We start from the raw sequence: 19,788 nt of genomic DNA, 5'->3' as shown, positions 1-19,788 counted from the left end.
GCCAGGCGCGCCGGGCAGCCTGCCCGGCTGGAAGGGTTACACCTAGCCCGGCAGCTCGACGTCCTTGGTGCTGAGGCACTGACGTGTCTGCTCAATCCGGGAGACAGCGTTTTCCAGTTCCACCAAAACGGTTGAGGACGCAACCTGGTTGGTGTCGAACAGAACTTCAACGGCAGGGTCGCGGCCGTAGGTTGTTGCCGTCCACAGGCTGCCTTCTTCACGCAGCACCCAGTCCACACCATTAACCGTCGCACATGCATCGGTGGTGGGACCGGGCACCGGGACACCGCAGCGCAGGATGATCTGCGAGGGGTTGCCCCAGGCCGCTGTTGCCTGGCTGCTGGTCTCGCGCTGCTGGACTCCGGCCAGATCCTCTGGGACGGCGACCATCACGGGTGCGCAATCCGGGTTGGCTGCGTCCGGTGCGGCCTCGACATCAGCGACGGGGGTGCAGCCGGTCAGGACGGCGGCAAGGACAAGGGAGCCGGCCGAAATGGCTGCCGGAAGGAACTTCATGTTCCTAGGATATCCGGCACACTACCTGTGTTCGGAATCGGGCTTCGCGTATACCATCCGGGTTCTCTGCGGGCAGCCTGCCCGCCCGGACCCTAGGACAGCCGTGACCAACTCCTTCCTCGATGTGGCTCCCGCAGATACGAGAGAGCATCATCCGGTAAGGACCACGGTGGCCGTACTGCTTTCCATGCTGCTGGTGGCTGTCCTGGCGGCAGGTGGTTATCTGTGGAATCTGGCCCTTGCCTTTAACTCCGGCACACGGACTATTCCGCATGCCTTGTCTGCGAGCCCCCCGGATCGCAGTACCGCTGCCGGCACGTCGCAGAACATCCTGCTTATCGGCAGCGATACCCGGGAACCGGGAGTTGATGCCCGCTCGGACACCATGATGCTTGTTCATCTGCCCAGCGATCGGACCGGGGTGTACATCATGTCCATCATGCGGGACACCTGGACGGAGATCCCGGGTTACGGAGAGCACAAGATCAACGCGGCCATGGCCCTGGGTGGAGCCTCCCTGGCAGTGGAGACTGTCCAGAACCTGTTCGACGTGCCGATCGACCACGTGGCAGTGGTCGACTTCGACGGGTTCCGGGGACTCACCTCAGCCCTCGGCGGCGTGCCGGTGCAGAACGAGGTCCCCTTCCGGGGTCCCGGGGGTGAGTACTTCCCGGCTGGAACGCTCAGGTTGGAAGGCGAATCGGCGCTCAGCTTCGTCCGGGAGCGGTACGCCTTTGCTGACGGGGACTACCAGCGGGTCAAGAACCAGCAGGCCTTCCTCAGCGGGCTCCTGAAGCACGTTATTTCGGCGGAGACGCTCACCAATCCGTTCCGTATCCATCAGGCCGTCGCGGAGATGTCCCCGTACCTGAGCGTGGACGAGGCGCTCGACGGCGTAACGGTTGGCCGGCTGGCCCTGGAACTGCGGGGAATCCGAAGTTCGGACATCCGTATGTTCACGCTGCCGAACCTGGGCGTTGGCACGTCCGGGGATGGGCAGTCAATTGTGATCAAAGATGACGCCTCCATCGCGGAAATCTCCACCGCGCTTAAATCCGATACGGTGTCCCAGTACGTGGATAACGCAAATGGGGAGAATCAATAATGCGCAGCACTCTTGGGCGAAAACTGCTATTTGGAGTGTTTGCGGGCATTCTGAGTGTTTCGATTGCGGCCGTGCCGGCCTATGCCGTGGATGAAACCGCGCCTCAGGTGACGGTCCCAGAACTGACCGGCCCCTCCGACGAGCCGACTCTTGGGACTAGTACACCGACTCCGCCGGTTCCAGACGCTACCGATCCTCCCGCTCCGGCTCCCGCCGACCCGGCACCGGTCCAGCAGCCTTCCGTTCCGGCGCCCCCGCCCCAGCAGAACCAGCAGAGCCCGCAGAGCCCGCAGAACCCGTTTGCAGGTTACGCAGTGCATCCGGAAACGGGGTACCTGATTGAACCGGGCACGGGCAATCTGATTGACGGACGTACTGCGCTCTACACGGACCTGCGCTGGGACTCCGCCACGAATACGGTCAGCAGCATTTTCGAATCAACCGAAGAATCACCCGAGCCTTCTCCCGAGGCGACTCCGTCCGCTTCCCCCAGCCCGAAAGCCAGCAGCACAACGTCCGCTGCTGCGGTCCCTTCGATAAGTGCTTCTGCTGCCCCCTCACCTGCCGAAATCGACGCAGCTAACGCCAGTGCGGCAGAGGAAACCAACTGGAGCACCCACTGGCTGACCAGGACTTTAGTCTTTCTTTTGCTCGCCGCGGCGGGAATTGCCTACTACATGAAGCTTCAAAAGCCCAGTCCCAAGGCAGTGAAGGTAAACACCGAGTGAACATTAGGTAGACTAAGCTCTGCTTTGGGGAGTTAGAGAGGCGACCCAGGATTTGGGGGAATCGTGCGGGTACAGCTGTTAACGCATTCGTACATGCCGGAACACAGTCCGCCGCAGCGGCGCTGGTCTCAACTGATCCGTACCTTTCGGGATCTTGGCTGGGATGTCGACGTCGTTGCCCCCGTCGCCCATGCTCCCGCCGGGCGCCGCACGCTGTCCCGAAAAGCTGCCGGGCGGGCCTTCCGCACCGCCCCCGGCCGTTACGGAGAACACGTCCGCCGCGCCCCGTACCTGTGGCACCGCACCACACGCCTGGGCAGATTTGCCGACCAGTGCTTTTCCGCTGCGGGAAGCATCCCGGCCGGGCTGATGGGTCCCAAGCCCGACGTCGTGATCGCCACTGTTCCGTCCCTGCCCATCCTTGGCGCAGGCTACGCCGTGGCCCGGCTGCGGGGTGTTCCCTTCGTTGCTGATATGCGCGATGCCTGGCCGGACATTGCCCGGGATGCTCGCATCGTCCAGGGAAGCGCCAAAAGCCTCGTTGAACGGATCATCGTTGCCATCCAGGAACGCGCGGACCTGGTGGTCACGGTCACCTTGGGCTTCGCCGCCACCCTGCGTGAGCGCGGCATAAAGAACGTCGCCACCATCTCCAACGGAATTGACACCTCAGCCCGCGAGCTGCTGCCGCCGCCGCCCGCGGAGGCAGACCGGCTGGAGGTCCTGTACCTCGGAAACCACGGCGAGAGCCAGCGCCTGGAAACCATCATCCGTGCTGCCGCCTTGGCGGGGGATACAGTTCGGCTGAGCATGGTTGGGCACGGAGTCCAGCGCCGTGCGCTGATGGCACTTGCCAAAGCCCTGGAAGCGCCCGTGGAATTCTACGATCCGGCGCAGGGGACCGCCGCGGTGATGGACTTCTACCGCCGCGCGGATACCTGTGTTGTCTCGCTGCGGGATGACTGGAAGTCGTTTGAGACCACCATCCCCTCGAAAACCTATGAGGTCCTCGCCGTTGGCCGCCATGTCACGGGCATTGTCCTGGGCGAGGCCCGCACCATCATCGAGGAAGCAAAAGCCGGGGATATTGTCCCGTCCGACCCCGCGGCAATCGCTGCGCTCTGGAAGGAACTGGCTGCGGACCGCAGCCGGCTGCTCACAGGATCTTCGGGCCGGGACTGGGTCGAAGCCAACGCCAACGTTGAGGCACTGGGCCGTTCCTACGCCGTCCTGCTGGCCACCGTGGCTTCAGAACACCGGTCTGCGTCTTGAGGGCTGGGCGACTCGTCGGGAACCTGGGACTGGCAGCGGGAACGGTGTGGGAGCACCTCGGTGATGATCCGGCCCTGCTCGCCCTTCAGGTGTCCCGCCGGCTGCCGGCAGGCGCCGTCCGGCCTGCTGCGCGCGCAGCAGCGCAGATGCCGGGCGTAGTTCTTCCGGCTATGGCCGCCGTCATCCAGGGACGCAGCGCCGACGCGGGATCTCTTCTCTCCGGTGCGCTGGATACTGCGCTGCGCCCGCGCAGCGCAGTGCGGCTGGCGGACACGGCGATCGCCGCGGGGCTGCCGGATCTGGCGGCCCAGCTGCTGAAAGCGGCACCTGAGCGCACAGCCGGAAAATCCGGTGCCGCCGCCCGGCTGCTGTGGCACCAAGGCGCCATGACTGAAGCGGTCCAGACACTCCGGGACGGAAATGCAGCCGAACGCAGACAAGGGCAGCGGCTGGCCAGCGAACTTAGGGTGTTCGAGGGCTGGGCTCCGTCGCTGGCCCCGGTCCGCGGTTATCAACCCAGAGAACGCACGGTGCTGCATCTGCTCACGAATTCCCTGCCCTACACCGGCAGCGGCTATGCGCAGCGCTCCCATTCGCTGTTGACAGCGCAGGGTGAGCAGGGCTGGAACGTCCACGCAGTCACCCGGGTTGGTTATCCGGTTCAGGTCGGGCAGCTTGGCGCCCGTGACACGGACGTGCTCGACGGCGTCACTTACCACCGGCTGCTGCCTGGCCGGCTGCCGCGCGGGATGGCCGCCCGGCTCGCGCTGCAGGCGGAGGAGGTCCTGGAGCTGGCCCTCCGCCTGCGTCCGGCAGTCCTGCACACCACAACCCACTTCGTTAACGGCGCCGTGGTGCGGGCGGTGGCACACGCGTTGGGCATTCCCTGGGTTTATGAGGTGCGGGGACAACTCGCCGACACCTGGGCTTCCACCCGGGGCCCGAAGGCCAAAAACTCGGAACGTTACGCCAGGTTCACCGAGCGTGAGGCAGAGATCATGCGCTCCGCAGATGCCGTGGCAACCCTGGGGGAGCAGATGCTGCAGGGCGTCCTGCGCTCCGGTGTGCCGGAGACTGCCACCGTTCTCCTGCCCAACGCTGTTGGTGGGGACTTCCTGACCGCTCCTCTTTCCGCCGCCGACGCTCGCCGGACCCTTGGCCTGCCACCCTCCGGGATGACCATCGGAACCGTGAGCAGTCTGGTGGACTACGAGGGCATTGACGACCTGATCCGCGCCTTCGCGCTGCTGGCGCCGGAGCACCCAGACCTGGCCTGCCTGATCGTCGGTGACGGCGCGTCCGCCCCCGCGCTCAGAACCCTGGCCGCTGACCTGGGGGTGGGGGAGCGCGTGACATTCACCGGCCGGGTTCCCCGGGAACGAGCCCATCTGCACCACCAGGCCATCGACGTGTTCGTTGTGCCGCGAAAGGACCTTGACGTGACCCGAGCGGTGACCCCGCTGAAACCCGTGGAAGCGATGGCCTGTTCCCGTCCCGTCATAGCAAGCTCCCTCCCCGCCCTGGGCGAGCTGGTGGAACACGGCACCAACGGGTACCTGGTCCGCCCCGAGGACCCCGCACAGCTTGCCGAGTACATCGAATACCTGATTCAGGACCCCGCCCTGCGGGACAGGCTGGGCCGTGACGGCAGGGAGCATGTCCTCACGCGGCGCACCTGGCACGCAGCCGCCCAGCGGTCCACGGCGCTGTACACGGACCTGATCTCCTCCGAAGGACACACGCAGTGAAAGTTATACCTGCCCAAAAGCCCGCCGCAGCCCAGCATCTGTCCGTCGACTTTCGACGGCTGCAGCGGGTTGGCGCCCGCCCCGGATTCTTTGACTACCTGGTGCAGGTGTGGGATTACCGCCATTTCATTGCCTACGACGCGCGTTCACGGGTCCAGAGCGGCAACCGCCGGGACCGTCTGGGCAGTGTCTGGCTGATTCTCAATCCCGTCCTCAACGGACTGACCTATTACCTGATTTTCGGGCTGCTTCTGCAGACCGGCAAAGGGATCGAAAATTTCATTGGCTATCTGGTCATTGGCATCTTTCTTTTCCAGTTCAGTTCCCGGTCGATTACCAATGGTGCCCGTTCCATCCAGCAGAACCGGGCGGTCATCCAGGCCTTCAGCTTCCCGCGGGCAACCCTGCCCCTTGCGGTGAACCTGCGGGAACTGTTTGCGAACATCCCGGTGCTGATCGTGATGGTGCTGATCGTGATGCTGGTGCCGCCCACGGAGGAAATCACGTGGCGCTGGCTGCTGGTGTTCCCGGCCCTGGCGCTGCAGTGGATCTTCAACCTCGGCGTCGGGCTCATCCTGGCCCGGGTGATTTCCAAGGTCAATGATGTGGTGCATCTGCTGAGCTTCGCGCTGCGTGCGCTGATGTACGCCAGTGCCGTGTTCTACAGCTATGAGCGGTTTATCGACCAGCCCGTGCTGCTGCAGATCGTGCAGCTGAACCCGCTCTTCAATGTGCTGGACATCGTGCGGGACTGTCTCCTGTACGCGCAGGTGCCATCCTGGCAGTCCTGGGCCATCCTGGCGTCCTGGGCGCTCGGGGCACTAGCGGTGGGAACCGTTTACTTCTGGCGTGCGGAGGAAACTTATGGACGCGCATAGCGAGCTGGAATTCCTCGAGGAAGACCCGTGCGTGGTCATCGACGAGGTCAGCATGACTTATCGGGTGGCCTCAAGTGAGGCCTCACCCGGAGACAGGGCCGGTGTGCGGGGACTACTGCGCCGCGCCACCGCCCGGCCGAACATGGTGACGGTGAACGCCCTGAACCCGATCTCCCTGGTGGCGATGCGGGGCGAATCGGTCGGCATTGTGGGACGCAACGGCTCCGGCAAAAGCACCCTGATGAAGCTGATCAGCGGGCAGGTTAAACCCGACCAGGGTGGGGTCTACGCGTCCAGCACACCCATCATGCTGGGGGTCAACGCCGCGCTGGTTCCGGAGCTGCCCGGTGATCACAACGTGGTGCTCGGCTGCCTGGCCATGGGACTCACGCACGAACAGATCCAGGACCGCTACGAGTCGATCGTGGAACTTTCCGGTCTGGAAAAAGCCATCCACCTGCCCATGCGTTCCTACTCCTCCGGCATGTCCTCCCGGCTGCGCTTCGCAATCGCGGCAAGTATCGACCCGGAGATCCTGCTGATCGATGAGGCACTGAACACCGGAGACGCGCAATTTGCTGACCGCAGCCGGAAAAGGATGGACGAGCTGCGGGCCAACGCCGGCTGCGTCTTCCTGGTCAGCCACAGCTTGGACACCGTCATCGAGATGTGTTCCCGGGTGATCTGGATGGATAAGGGCGACCTCCTGATGGACGGGGAGCCGCGCGCCGTCGTAAAGGCCTACAAGGACTTCACCCGCCAGCTTTCCAAGGGGAACAACATTTCCGCAGCAAAGATCCGGAACGAGGCCATGAAATCGCTGGTGCCCACGCAGATCATTGAGCGCTCAACCGGGCGCCGCAGCGCGAGGGCCAGCTGATGGCGATCCTGGGGGACCTTCGCACCGGGCTGTGGCATCTGCGTTCGGGCGGGCCGGCGCAGGTGAAGGAATGGAACCTCCGGCGGCGGGCCGAACTGGGTTTCGCCGACCCCGCGAACGCCCGCGGGATTGAGGCCGGCTGGATCGGCCGGGGGAGCAAGCGGCGGCTGTCCATTCCTGCCGCGCCCGCGTCGCCGCGTCCTCCGCGCCGCGGTGACCTGAAGGTCGGCGTGATCCTTGACGAGTTCTCTGCCATGGCCTTCGCCTACGAGTGGAACACCGTGGCGCTTGACCCGGTGACCTGGCAGCAGCAGATCCTCGAGCACGAAGTGGACCTGGTCTTCGCGGAATCCGCCTGGGCCGGCAATGACCGGCTGTGGCGCGGAAAACTTGCCGGCAGCGACGGACCGTCAAGCCAGCTCAAGGAGCTGCTGGCCTTCAGCCGGGCCAGGGGCATTCCCAGCGTCTTCTGGAACAAGGAAGATCCACCGCATTACAGTGATTTCCTGCCCACCGCCGCACTCTTTGACTACGTCTTCACCTCGGATGTCAGCCGGGTGGAGCATTACCGGGCGGACCTGGGGCACTCCAACATCGGCGTCCTTCCCTTCGCCGCCCAGCCGGCGATCCACAACCCGGCACGGCCGCGGTACGGGCGCCATGCCCGGGACATTGCCTTCGCCGGCATGTACTTCGCGCACAAGTACCCGGAACGGCGCCAGCAGATGGACATGCTCCTTGGCGGGGCCATGGACGCCTCCGCGAAGCTGCCCCTGGGACTGGAAATTTTCTCCCGGAAGCTCGGCGGTGACCCCAATTACCAGTTCCCGGCGCCCCTGGACTCCAGGGTGGTCGGATCACTGAGCTACCAGCAGATGCTCTCTGCCTATAAGGCCTACAAGGTTTTCCTGAACGTCAATTCCGTGGTGGATTCCCCCAGCATGTGCGCCAGGCGGATTTTTGAAATCAATGCGGCCGGAACACCGGTGGTGACCGCACCCAGCGCCGCGGTCAGCGAGTTTTTCAGCGACGATGAGGTGCCGGTGGCCCGGGACCGCACCGAAGCCGCCCTGCTGACCAGGAGCCTGGCGCGGAACCCGGAACTGAATGACCGCACCGTCCACCTGGCCCAGCGCAGGATCTGGTCCGCCCACACCTACGCGCACCGTGCCGAAACCGTGCTGGCCGCCGTCCTGCCCCAGCACGGCCGGCCGCTGGCGGCACCCACGGTCTCCGCCCTGGTCCCGACCATCCGCCCGCACCAGGTGGAGAACATCTTCCGGACACTGGCCGCCCAGCAGGACGTTGAGGTGGAGCTGGTCCTGCTGGCCCACGGCTTTGAACTGGACCGCGGCCGGCTGACGGAACTGCAGGCAGCCTACGGCCTGCGGAACGTCCAGCTGCTGTCCGCGCCGCGGGACGTGAGCCTGGGGGAGTGCCTGAACCGGTGCGTCGAGGCAGCCTCCGGCGAGGTGGTAGCCAAAATGGACGACGACGACCACTACGGCGCCCGCTACCTCAGCGACCAGCTGCACGCACTGGCCTATTCACAGGCAGAAATTGTCGGCAAGCAGGCACACTACGTGCATTTGGCCGGATCGCGCGCCACCATCCTGCGGAACGCCGAACGGGAACACCGCTACACCGACTTCGTGATGGGACCCACCATCACGACCTACCGCCGCACCGCCAAGGAGCACCCCTTCCCAGCCCTGGGGCTCGGGGAGGACACCGGCTTCCTCCGGGCAGCGGCCCAGGCCGGCCTGCGGATCTACTCCGCCGACCGTTTCAACTTTTTCCAGATCCGCTCAGGTGCCGAACACACCTGGCAGATCGCCGATGCCGAGCTGCTCGCCGGAGGCGAGCTGAAATTCTATGGGGGACCGAGTGAGCATACAGACATTTAGTGCAGGTGAAACCACAACCGACATCAGGTCGGTTGCCGTGATCGGCCTTGGCTACATCGGGCTCCCGACGGCGGCCATCCTGGCCAGCCAGGGACTCCGGGTCACCGGCGTCGACGTAAACCCCGCCACGGTGGAAGCGGTGAACGACGGCCGGGTTCCGTTCGTGGAACCTGATCTGGGCATCCACGTTGCCGGTGCGGTCAGCCAGGGGACGCTGCGGGCTCAAACCGACGTGCCGGCGGCGGACGCCTTCATCGTCGCCGTGCCGACCCCCTTTAAGGGGGACAAGAGTGCTGACCTTGCCTATGTGGAGCAGGCCGCCCGGAACATCGCGCCGCGGCTGCGCCCCGGAAACCTGGTAATCCTCGAATCAACGTCCCCGCCCGGAACCACCCGGCGCATGGCCGAAGTTATCCTCGCCGAGCGCCCGGACCTTGGCACCGAGGCCAACGGCGGAACGGCTGCGGTCCTCTTCGCGCACTGCCCCGAACGTGTCCTGCCCGGCCGGATCATGATCGAACTGGTCACCAATGACCGGATCATCGGGGGACTGACACCGGAGGGCGCCACCGCCGCTGCCGCCCTCTACAGCACGTTCTGCCAGGGCGGCATCCACCTCACGGATGCCACCACCGCCGAAATGGCCAAGCTGGTGGAGAACGCTTACCGCGATGTGAACATCGCTTTCGCCAACGAGCTTTCCATGATCAGCGAAAGCCTGGACATCAACGTCTGGAACCTGATCGAGCTGGCCAACCACCATCCGCGCGTGAACATCCTCCAGCCCGGCCCGGGCGTGGGCGGACACTGCATCGCGGTGGACCCGTGGTTCATCGTGGCGGCCGATCCCGAGCGCTCCCGGCTGATTAGAACCGCCCGCGAGGTCAACGATTCCAAGCCCGACTATGTTGTCTCAGCCATCGAGTCGGCCGCGGCAGGTCTGGAGCAGCCGGTGATCGCGGCGCTTGGGCTCGCGTTCAAAGCGAATGTGGATGACACCCGGGAATCCCCGGCCGTGGACATTGTCCACCGGATCGCCACCGCGAATCCGCAGGCACATATCGCGGTAGGTTCACCGTTCAGCGGCACCGGGCTGCCCGCAAAACTTGCCGGCCTGCCAAACGTTGCCCTGGGAACGGCGGAGGAAGCGCTGGCGGAGGCGGACGTGGTGGCCCTGCTGGTGGACCACGATGCCTTCCGGGAAATCACTCCGGAGCAGCTCGCGGGCAAACGGGTGGTTGACACGCGGGGATTCTGGCGGAATTGAACGCCCTGCCTCAGGCGGCAAGCCGGCTCGCGGCCTCGGTCCATCCTGCTCTCCGCAGCCGGCTGAAACGGCTGGCGCCGGGAACCCCGCGGTCCGCCGATCACGGTCTGGTGAGTGTGGTGGTGCCGATGTTCAATGTTGCTCCCTACCTGCAGCGGTGCCTGAACAGCCTGGTTTCCCAGACCTACCGGCGGCTGGAAATCATCCTGGTTGATGACGGGTCAACGGATGCGACGGCGTCGATCGCCGCCGGTTATGCGCGGCATGACCCGCGGATCCGGCTCATCCGCCTACCCCACGCAGGCAACGGCCGGGCACGGAACGTGGGCGTCAAAGCGGCCCGGGGCCGGTTCCTGGCCTTCGCGGATGCGGACGACGTCGTTCCCCTGGACGCGTACGAGATCATGGCCACCGCCCTGGCGGAGAGCGGCTCGGACTTCTGTGTCGGCTCCTACGGACGGATCCGGGGCAGCCGGCGTACCCGCGTGCAGCTCGCTGACCGGCTCCACCGCGAGGAAGCTGCCGGTGTGCAGCTGGCTTCCCGGCCCGGCGTCATTGACGACGTGTTCCTGTGGAACAAGATGTTCACCCGGACCTTCTGGGAGGACAAGGTGGGTCCCATCCCGGAGGGCGTCCGCTACGAAGATCAGGAAACGACGGCCAGGGCCTACCTGCGCGCAGCCTCCTTCGACATCCTGACTCAGCTGGTCTACTGGTGGCGGATCCGGGAGGACGGGTCCTCCCTGACCCAGGAGAAACACCTGGACGAGGACCTGCGGGACCGGCTTTCCGTTGCGCGTGCCGTCACTGACCTGTATGCCGCGGAGGCACCGGCGGATGTACTGGCGCACTGGCACCGGCGGCTGCTCGGCTCTGACCTGCTTCCGTACCTGGAGCAGGTGCCGGATGCCTCAGAGGAGTTCTGGACCATGCTGCACCGGGGAGCAGCCGGGCTGCTGACGGCCGGCCAACCCTACCTGGATGGAGTGGACCCGCAGGCGCGGGTGCTGCTCTATCTGGCGGCCGAGGGCCGCCGGGCTGACCTGACCCGCGCCGTCGTCGACCGGATCAACAGCGGAACTGCCAGTCCGCTGGTGTTCGACGGTGCACGCATCGAAGCGCGTCCGCCCTTCCTTGAGGTCCTGGCGGAACCCGTTCCGCCAGACCTGCTGACGGTGGGTGCAGAGCAGCTGGAACTGATCACCAGCCTTGAACCGGCGGAAACCTCGGCGGTCCCGCAGCACACCGGACGGCGGCTGCATGGATACGCCTACGTCCGCAATGTTGACCTGCGCAGCATCAGCGTGGACATAACAGCGGGAACCGCCGGTCCGGACGGGTTCGGCCCGCTGGAGGTCCAGCGCCGCGCCGACCCGGATCTCGACATGCTTTCGGGAGACCGGAACTGCAGTTACGCGGATTCGGCCTTCGCCGTCGTCCTGCCGGAACCGGCACCGGCAGAACTGGTCCTGCGGGTGGACATGGCCGGGCACCGGCTGGAACAGACCGTGCAGGTTCCGGCAGACCGGCCTGGTCCACATGTGGCAGATCCGCCTGCAGCCAATCCGCGCACCGGTGCCCTGCGCGTGGCGTCGCTCTCCGCCGCAGCACCGGATGACCTGGAAATGCAGCTCTCCGGTGGCGCCCCCGGAGGCGCCTATGCCCTAGCCACCGCGCGGCATACGATTCCTGCTGAAGCAACCGCACGTCCGGACGGATCCGTGTCTCTGCGCTTTGCCCTGTCCGCCGCGCGCTGGGGCAGAAAAGTCCCGGCGCCGCCGTCGGGCTCCTACACGCTGCGCTGGCGGGCCGACGGCGCGCAGCCGGGGCCGGGCGACCCGGCTGTGCCAGTGTCTGAAGCGGCAGCCGCACAGTTCCGGTCCTTCCTCCTGCCTGCGGCACGGGTGCGCGGGTTCCGGACCGCGGCCGGCGCAATGGCCGTCAGCATCGGTGCACCGCTGGCCGATGATGAAACTGGAACCTTCCACCAGTACCGGCTGCGGCGGGCCGCCTTCCCGCGCGGACTCTCGGGGCAGGCGCCGGAACTTCAGCCGGGGATCTTCTTTGAGAGCTACGGCGGGAAGAGCTGCACGGACAGCCCGCGGGCAATCTCTGATTACCTGGCCTCCGCAGGCTTCGACGAGCCGCTCTATTGGTCTGTGGCAGATCGTTCAGTGGACGTTCCGGCCTACGCTGTGCCGCTGCTGCAGGGTTCGTCCCAGTGGTATGAGAAACTCGCCACCACCAGGCGGCTGGTCAACAACAACAACTTCCCCTGGTATTTCCGCAAGTCACCGGGGCAGTTTTACCTGCAGACCTGGCACGGCACGCCGCTGAAGAAAATCGGGCTGGACGCACCCCAGCGCGCCTTGGCGCTTTCCTACCGGGATCTGCTGCAGCGGGAGGCCCGCTACTGGGACCTGCTGCTGGCGCAGAACGGTTTCGCCGCCGGAGTCCTGCCCCAGGCACTTGGCTACCCGGGTGAGGTGCTGACCGCCGGGTACCCCCGGAACGACGCGCTGCTGACCGCCTTGGACACCGGTGCGGACACCCGGGACCGGGTGCGGGAACTGCTGGGCATCCCGGCGGGCCAGCGGGTGGTGCTGTACGCCCCCACCTGGCGGGATGCGGTCCGCGACGACGCCGGCCGTTCCGACTGGGTCGGTTACCTGGACCTTGAGCTGGCATCCCGCCGGCTGGGCCCCGGATATACGTTCCTGATCCGCGGTCACCACAATGTCGCCGCCCAGCGCCGGATCGCGGCTGCTCCCAACGCCCTGGACGTGACGGAGTATCCGGAGATCAATGACCTGTACCTGGCCAGCGATGTCCTGGTGACCGACTACTCCTCGGCCATGTTCGACTTCGCCGTGCTGGGCCGGCCCATGTATTTCCTGGCGCCGGACTTGGCCGGCTACCAGGAATCGCGGGGCCTCTACCTGGATTACGCGGCGACGGTGCCGGGGGATCCCCTGCCGGACACGGCGGCGCTGGTGCAGGCACTGCGGCAGGACGATTCCGGTCTGCGGGAACGGGTCCGCGGGTTCGCCGCCCGGTTCGCCGCCGCGGACCGCGGACTCGCCGCTGCGGCAGCGGGGGCGCTGCTCACCGCCGAAGGCCATCCAGTTCCCGGCAGCACACATTTGCAGACCAACCGACCGATCAACAGAAATGGTGACCACCGTGGCTAGCGGACAGTTCTCCCTAGTGGTAGCGCTCTACAACGTGGCCGACTACGTGCCGGCGTTCCTGGAGTCGCTGCGGACCCAGAGCTACCCTGTCCAGGACCTTGACATTGTGGTGGTCGACGACGGTTCAACCGATGACTCGGCACTGATCGTCGAGCGCTGGGCCGGTCAGCACCACCCAGGCCTGCGCCTGGTACGGCAGGCGAACGCCGGCCCCGGGGCGGCACGGAACACCGGCCTGCGGCTGGCACGGAACACCTGGGTCACCTTCTGCGACCCGGATGATGTTTTCCACCCCCGGTATTTCCAGGAAACAGCGAACTTCCTGGCCGGGGATGTCAATGGTTCGGCGCAGCTGCTGGCGACGCGGCTGGTGCAGTTCAAGGACGGCACCACAGATCTGCGGCATACGCATCCGCTGGGCAAGAAGTTCCGGTTCGGGAACACGCTGGTCAGCCTGGAAACCAACCCGGAGTGCATCCAGCTCCACGGACCCACGGCCTTCCTGCGCCGCGGCGTCCTGGAAGAGGCGGGCCTGGAATTCGACGAGCGCATCCGGCCCAAGTTCGAGGATTCCAACCTGATCGGCCGGTACCTGGCAGCCGTGGAGGAACCGGTCCTGGGAATTGTTGCCCAGGCGCGCTATCTCTACCGCAGGGACCGGCAGCAGGGGGCATCACTGGTCGCCGGTGCCTGGGGGGACCCCCGGGCCTACGAGGAGCTCCCGCGGCACGGCTACCTCGGCCTGCTCAGCGCCGTCAAGGAACGGCTGGGCAGAGTCCCGCACTGGGCGCAGTACATGGTCCTTTACGACCTGGTCTGGTTCTACATCGATGACAAACGCATGCACAGCCAGACGGCCGGGGCCACGCCCGAACAGCAGGACACCATGCACGCGCTGCTGGAGGAAATCCTTGCCCTGATCGATGTGGAGGTCATCGATACCTTCAGCGTGGTCAGCCAGGGCTGGGTGTTCCACAACATCCTGCGCAGTTACTACAAGCAGTTGCCGGCGGATCCTCCCGTGGTCCAGGAAGGCCCGCATGATCAGCAGCGCGGAACAATGCGGTACTCCTACCTCTTCCAGGGGAACGTTCCTGAGGAGAAGATCTATGACGACGGCGTGCCGGTTACTCCCGTAGCCACGAAGGTCCGGGACCACCGCGTCCTTGGCAAGGTCCTGATCCGGGAACGCGTGCTGATCCTGCCCGCCGGCACGGCACCGGAGGTTACCTTGGACGGCGTGCCCGCCGTGGTAACCACTGACCGGGGGGTGCCGCTCCAGCCAGGACGCATCCCGGAGCAGCTTCCGGGCTTCGAGCTAAGGCCGCCCGCCGTCGCGGAGTCCTCCGGCAGCCCGGTGACCAGGATCGTGCGGAAGGCCAGCGGCACAGCAGACCGGGTCCGCCAGAACCGCACACTGCACCGGTCCCTGACCGGCACAGGCTCGGGGTCTGAAGTCTGGGGGAGCGCCCGCCGGTACGCCCGGAGGCTGAGCGGCCGGCGGGCCGCTGCCCGGCAGGAGGCCGCCGACCAGCGGCTCGTCCACCGGGCGGCACAGGAACCCGCCGCGTCCCTGTACCGGGACGCCTGGATCCTGATGGACCGGATTGGACGGGCTGATGACAACGCCGAGCACCTGTACCGGTACCTCCTGCGGGAACGCCCGGACATTAATGCCTGGTTCCTGCTGGACCGGGCGAGCCAGGACTGGGACCGTCTCTCAAGGGACGGATTCAAACTGGTTCCCTATGGGTCGGACGAATCGGTCCTGCTGTTCCTGAACGCTGCGTACAAGATTTCCTCCCACGCCAACGCCAATATTGAGTACCCCGTCAGCAAAGAGCGGTTCGGACCGGGGAAAGCTCGGTTTGTGTTCCTGCAGCACGGAGTGATCAAGGACGACATGTCGCTCTGGCTCAACACCAAGGACATCGCGCTGATGGTTACGGCTTCAGCCGCTGAATACGACTCGATCGCCGGGGACGGCAACGGCTACAACCTCACTCCCCATGAGGTGTTGCCCACCGGCTTCGCCCGGCATGACGCCCTGCTCCGTGCCGCCCGGCGCTCGCCGGTGTCAGAACGCAGGACATTCCTCGTCGCGCCAACCTGGCGCCAGTACCTGGGCAAGGAGCTTGCCGCGGCGGAATCCGACGCGGAGCGGGTGAAGATCTTCGAGGACAGCGAGTACGGCAGGTCCTGGCTGCAGCTGCTGCGCTCGCCGGAGCTTCGGGACTTCTGCGTGGGCAAGGGGCACCGGATCATCTTCCTGCCCCACCCGGAACTGGAAATCATGGTCCCGCTGCTGGATCTCCCCGACCACGTGCAGTCAGCGGCTTATGCGGATATCAGCGTCCAGGAGAAGCTCGTGGAGTCCCACACCATGGTCACGGACCACTCCTCCATAGCGTTCGACGGCGCGTACGCCGGTTCGCGGATTGTGTACCTGCAGCCGGACAGCGATGAGATCTTTGGCGGCGGACACGTCTACCGGAAGGGATATTTCGACTACGAGCGGGACGGGCTGGGCCCGGTAGCCGGAGATGTCGAGGAAGCTGTGGCACTGCTGACCACGGTCAACCCCGGCGAGACAGACCCGGTTTACCGGGAAAGGATCCAGCGCACCTTCCATTGGTGGGATTCGGGCAGCTGCGAACGTATCACCGCCGCCATTGAAGGCCTCTCCGGCCCGGCGAAATCAGGCTCAGGAAAACCATGAGATCCCTGGGAATCAAGTCCGTGCTTGGCCCCCTGGGGAGAAAGGGCAGGGCCCTTGCCGCCGGACGCCTGCGTAAATCTCCGCAGGCTCCCGGACACGGGCTTCTGAGCCTGGTTCTGTTACCCGGCGGGAATCCCGGTGCTGCACAGCAGACTGCTGCTGCCCTCCTCAACCAGAGATACGGGGAGCTGGAAGTGATAGTCAGCAGGGCCGAGGCACAGGTAGCGGGGCCGCTGCATGAACTCGCCGGCAGTGAACCACGGCTGCGCCTGGTCACTTCCGCACACGGTGTGGGAGCTGCCTTGGCTGCTGCCTCGGGTGAGTTTGTGGCCCTTGTGGAACCGGGCACCCTGCCGGACGCCGGGCTCTACAACGCCTTGTTGGACGTGCTTGCACCATCAGGCGCTGACTTTGCCGGTGCCATTTCGGCAGCACCAAAATCGAGCATCGACCGCCACGTGGTCCGGCTCCCGCCGCAGTCCTTGACCGGGCGGACGCTGGCTGCCTTTCCCGCTGCATTGGCCGATGGCGTGATCTGGACCAAGCTGTACCGTCGCCGGTTCCTCGCGGAAATCCTCGGCGGGCTGCCGGCGGAGACCACCGTGGAGGAGATCGTGGCCCGGGGCTTCCTGGGGGCTGAGAGCTTTGACTACGTCATCACCGCCACGGGAGCCTCTGCTCCGCAGGACACGTGGGGGAGTGTCCAGGAGGAACTGGCTGAGTTGTTGTCCCGCGCCCGAAGGCTGACCGGAGCTATCCCCTCTGGTGCGCCCGAGGAAGCCGTCGCCTCCTGGTTCGCGGCCTCCTTTGGTGCCCGCTGGGCGGGCTTCGCCCGGGAGGTCCCGCGTCACGGTCCGGACTTCTGGACAGCCATGCAGGACGCGGCCCGACTACTCGCGGCCACTCCGGGAGCACTGGACTCCTTTCCACTTCACGACCGGATCCTGGTTGCACTGGCGGCAGACGGCCAGCTCAATGATTTCAGAACGGTTCTAGCCGAGATCCAAGACAAGGGCCGCGGGTACCGCGTGAGCGAGGACCCTGACGGAGCGTTCCACGGACAACCCGTGTACCTGCCGCTCCTGAACTTCCGCGTTCCCACGGAGCTTCTCGCAATCCAACCGGTGGATTTAGGCCTGCAGAGCCGTCTGCGCGGGTTCGTATGGCTGGGAACCACGCTGCGCTTCACGGGATTCGCCTATCTTAGGGGGATTGCACCTGAGCAGACCGGCTTCCGGGTGTTCCTCTCGGACCCCTCGTCCGGCCGCCGGATTCCGCTCCCCGTTCAGCGCCTGCAGGACGACTCGATCAACGAAACGACCGGCGACCGTTGGAACGACTACGCAGAAGCCGGATTTAGTGCAGAGATCGATGCGGAAAACGTCCTCCACACGCTTGCTGCCGACGGTGGTGGCGGGCGCCCCTGGTATGTGGAGCTGGAACTCTCAACTCGGGGAGTAACCGTTGTTGAGCGCCTTATGGTGCGGGACGAGGACTGCGTTCCCGGCCGTTTGCCGGTCGGTCCGGCTGTTGGACGCCGCAGGCTGGTGTCCCAGTTTGACCGGGTACACGGCCTGAGGTTCAGCATGGTTTCCTACCGCTACACCGCGGAACCGGCGGAGCTGGAATCCGGTATCATTTCGCTGACCTTTCAGGGAGAGGTTCCCCATGCCGTCGTCGCTGAGACGGCTGGACAGTCTCCTGTTTCCTTCCGCGCACACCCCGGGAATCCTGCTGTGTTCACCACCGAGCTTGCCGGCCTCGTCCCGTCTGGGAGCAACGGGGACGAAATTACCTTCCAGCTCCGTGCCGGAAACAGCTCCTCGCTGCACCACGTAGGACTCAGCGTGGCCAGCGATGAAACGAATGCGGCGCCGGACGCTCCGGTCCGGACAGGGTCCACGGGATTCGGATTCATCACGCTGACCACTGGGCAGCCGCGCCTGGCGGTTTCGGACTGGGCTCTCACTGCGGAGAACCTGGTCCTTACGCTGATTAGGGCCGGAACCCATGCTCAGGACGGTGTTTCCCTGGCACTGGTAGGTCCGCAGACGACGATCACTGCCGACAGCGTCAAAGTCAGCCCGGACAGTGTGGTTCTTGAAGCGTCCTTCCGCCTGCTGCATGACAGATGGGGAGCTGGGAGCGCGTTCCCACCATACGGTCGGTATCGGCTGGTTGAGCTGGTTGGCAACGAGACCCACGCCGTGGGGGTCTCATCCTCATTGGCCGGAGCCGGTTTGGGCAGCACACAGGACCGCCTCCGGGCGGTAACCCCGGCCTTTAGCCCCGGTCAGCAGTTCCAGCTTCGGCTGCTGCCACCGCTGGGGACTGCGGAACGAGGAGCTCATAACCAACAACGGCTGATCGACGGCTATCGGACCGTCACGGAACCGATTGCTGAGGATCTGGTCCTCTTTGAGACGTTTGGCGGAAAGGCTGCCACGGACAGCGGGTGGGCTCTGAGCAACGAACTGGGTGTTCAGCGGCCCCGGATGCGGAAGTACTGGAGCGTTGCCAACGCTTCCTTTCCCGTGCCCGCCGGGTGTCTTCCGCTGCAGAGGTACTCGGCAGAGTGGTTTCGGGTCCTGGGTACAGCCAAGTACCTGGTTAATAACAATGATTTCCCGGTCTTTTTTCGAAAGCGCCCCGGCCAGATTTACATTCAGACCTGGCACGGAACGCCGTTGAAGCGGATCGGTTTTGACACACCCCGGGAGCGGCTGACTCCGTCCTATCTACGCACGCTGGAACGGGAGCCCCGGGACTGGGACGTCCTCCTGGCGCAAAGCCCTTATGCAGCCCAGGTTCTCGCGTCCGCCTTCCGCTACGACGGCCCGGTTGCCGTTCTGGGATATCCCCGAAACGATGCGCTTAAAAGTCCCCGGGCCTCCGCTGAGCGTCAACGGGTCCGTGCGCTCCTGGGTATCCCGCCGGAGGACACCGTGCTGCTTTACGCGCCGACCTGGCGGGATAACGCACTGACCAGCGGCGGCAAACTCATGGCTGTAAATCACCTTGATTTAGCGGAGGTTAGAGCCGCCCTCGGCAACAACTACTCGGTCCTGTTCCGCGGCCACCACAACGTCGCAGAACAGCGTTCGGGAACAACGCTCAACGGCCTGATCGACGTGACAGATTATCCGCAAATCTCGGATCTCTGTCTGGCGGCCGACATATTGGTTACGGACTATTCCTCCATCATGTTTGACTTCGCCGTTACCGGGAAGCCTATGTTCTTCCTGGTTCCGGACCTGGAGGACTACAGAGACAGCGTCCGCGGGTTCTATTTTGATTTCGAAGCGCAGGCGCCGGGTCCTTTGGTGCGGGACCAGAAAGAGCTTTGCGCTAGGCTCGGCGACTATTCACCAGCTGACTGGCAGGCGAAGTACAGTCGCTTCACGCAGACTTACGCTCCCGATGACGACGGCGGAGCTGCAGCAAGACTTCTGCAGTCGATTTTGATCCCAGGTCATACCTGATGTGGTGTGAACCATAGCGATGGTAATGAGTCAAGCAAATACCCATGAACTGCGTGTTCATGGGTAAGGTATTCCCCGGGGGAACTACCGCCGTT

12 protein-coding genes are annotated in these 19,788 nt (G+C 65.1%); 11 read left to right on the top strand and 1 reads right to left on the bottom strand.

The window, feature by feature from the left end; all coding sequences use genetic code 11:
* Positions 1–42: 42 nt before the first annotated feature.
* Positions 43–516, bottom strand: coding sequence for a DUF3515 domain-containing protein (locus tag H9639_RS04185; protein WP_191806813.1), 474 nt, complete (start codon positions 514–516; stop codon positions 43–45).
* A 103-nt stretch (positions 517–619) separates the two neighbouring features.
* Between H9639_RS04185 and H9639_RS04180 the strand changes: the two genes are divergently transcribed.
* The 11 genes from H9639_RS04180 to H9639_RS04130 all read left to right on the top strand — a co-directional run bounded on the left by H9639_RS04180 (position 620) and on the right by H9639_RS04130 (position 19,693).
* On the top strand, positions 620–1,621 hold the full coding sequence (locus H9639_RS04180) for an LCP family protein (RefSeq protein WP_318241971.1): 1,002 nt from the start codon (positions 620–622) through the stop codon (positions 1,619–1,621).
* Between the two features lie 35 nt (positions 1,622–1,656).
* Positions 1,657–2,349: a hypothetical protein gene (locus H9639_RS04175; protein ID WP_191806812.1), complete on the top strand. Its 693-nt coding sequence runs from the start codon at positions 1,657–1,659 to the stop codon at positions 2,347–2,349.
* Positions 2,350–2,442: 93 nt separating this feature from the next.
* A complete protein-coding gene (locus H9639_RS04170) occupies positions 2,443–3,621 on the top strand; it encodes a glycosyltransferase family 4 protein (protein WP_191806811.1) in 1,179 nt (392 codons plus the stop codon).
* On the top strand, positions 3,618–5,369 hold the full coding sequence (locus tag H9639_RS04165) for a glycosyltransferase family 4 protein (RefSeq protein WP_191806810.1): 1,752 nt from the start codon (positions 3,618–3,620) through the stop codon (positions 5,367–5,369). The genes H9639_RS04170 and H9639_RS04165 overlap by 4 nt, the downstream gene beginning before the upstream one ends.
* Positions 5,366–6,247: an ABC transporter permease gene (locus H9639_RS04160; RefSeq protein WP_191806809.1), complete on the top strand. Its 882-nt coding sequence runs from the start codon at positions 5,366–5,368 to the stop codon at positions 6,245–6,247. Before H9639_RS04165 ends, H9639_RS04160 begins: the two co-directional genes overlap by 4 nt.
* On the top strand, positions 6,234–7,127 hold the full coding sequence (locus H9639_RS04155; RefSeq protein WP_191806808.1) for an ABC transporter ATP-binding protein: 894 nt from the start codon (positions 6,234–6,236) through the stop codon (positions 7,125–7,127). Before H9639_RS04160 ends, H9639_RS04155 begins: the two co-directional genes overlap by 14 nt.
* Positions 7,127–9,034, top strand: a complete 1,908-nt coding sequence (locus H9639_RS04150) for a glycosyltransferase family protein (protein ID WP_191806807.1) — start codon at positions 7,127–7,129, stop codon at positions 9,032–9,034. Before H9639_RS04155 ends, H9639_RS04150 begins: the two co-directional genes overlap by 1 nt.
* The gene (gene wecC, locus H9639_RS04145; RefSeq protein WP_318241970.1) at positions 9,015–10,301 is read left to right on the top strand and encodes a UDP-N-acetyl-D-mannosamine dehydrogenase; all 1,287 of its coding nucleotides are present in this window, start codon (positions 9,015–9,017) and stop codon (positions 10,299–10,301) included. Before H9639_RS04150 ends, wecC begins: the two co-directional genes overlap by 20 nt.
* Entirely contained in the window at positions 10,298–13,492 is a 3,195-nt protein-coding gene (locus H9639_RS04140; RefSeq protein ID WP_191806805.1) for a CDP-glycerol glycerophosphotransferase family protein, read from the top strand. Before wecC ends, H9639_RS04140 begins: the two co-directional genes overlap by 4 nt.
* Positions 13,485–16,211, top strand: coding sequence for a bifunctional glycosyltransferase/CDP-glycerol:glycerophosphate glycerophosphotransferase (locus H9639_RS04135; RefSeq protein WP_191806804.1), 2,727 nt, complete (start codon positions 13,485–13,487; stop codon positions 16,209–16,211). The genes H9639_RS04140 and H9639_RS04135 overlap by 8 nt, the downstream gene beginning before the upstream one ends.
* Positions 16,208–19,693, top strand: a complete 3,486-nt coding sequence (locus H9639_RS04130; protein WP_191806803.1) for a bifunctional glycosyltransferase/CDP-glycerol:glycerophosphate glycerophosphotransferase — start codon at positions 16,208–16,210, stop codon at positions 19,691–19,693. Before H9639_RS04135 ends, H9639_RS04130 begins: the two co-directional genes overlap by 4 nt.
* Positions 19,694–19,788: the final 95 nt, after the last annotated feature.

Origin of the sequence: Arthrobacter gallicola (genome assembly GCF_014836775.1) — a bacterium.
Taxonomy (GTDB): domain Bacteria; phylum Actinomycetota; class Actinomycetes; order Actinomycetales; family Micrococcaceae; genus Arthrobacter_B; species Arthrobacter_B gallicola.
The sequence above is the reverse complement of the archived record's forward strand: the minus strand, read 5'-3'. Positions and strand labels throughout refer to the sequence as shown.

Excerpts from the sequence above, each read along its gene's own strand:
- H9639_RS04150 (WP_191806807.1), top strand. The coding sequence starts at position 7,127 with ATGGCGATCCTGGGGGACCTTCGCACCGGGCTGTGGCATCTGCGTTCG.
- H9639_RS04185 (WP_191806813.1), bottom strand. The coding sequence starts at position 516 with ATGAAGTTCCTTCCGGCAGCCATTTCGGCCGGCTCCCTTGTCCTTGCC.
- H9639_RS04130 (WP_191806803.1), top strand. The coding sequence starts at position 16,208 with ATGAGATCCCTGGGAATCAAGTCCGTGCTTGGCCCCCTGGGGAGAAAG.
- H9639_RS04155 (WP_191806808.1), top strand. The coding sequence starts at position 6,234 with ATGGACGCGCATAGCGAGCTGGAATTCCTCGAGGAAGACCCGTGCGTG.
- H9639_RS04170 (WP_191806811.1), top strand. The coding sequence starts at position 2,443 with ATGCCGGAACACAGTCCGCCGCAGCGGCGCTGGTCTCAACTGATCCGT.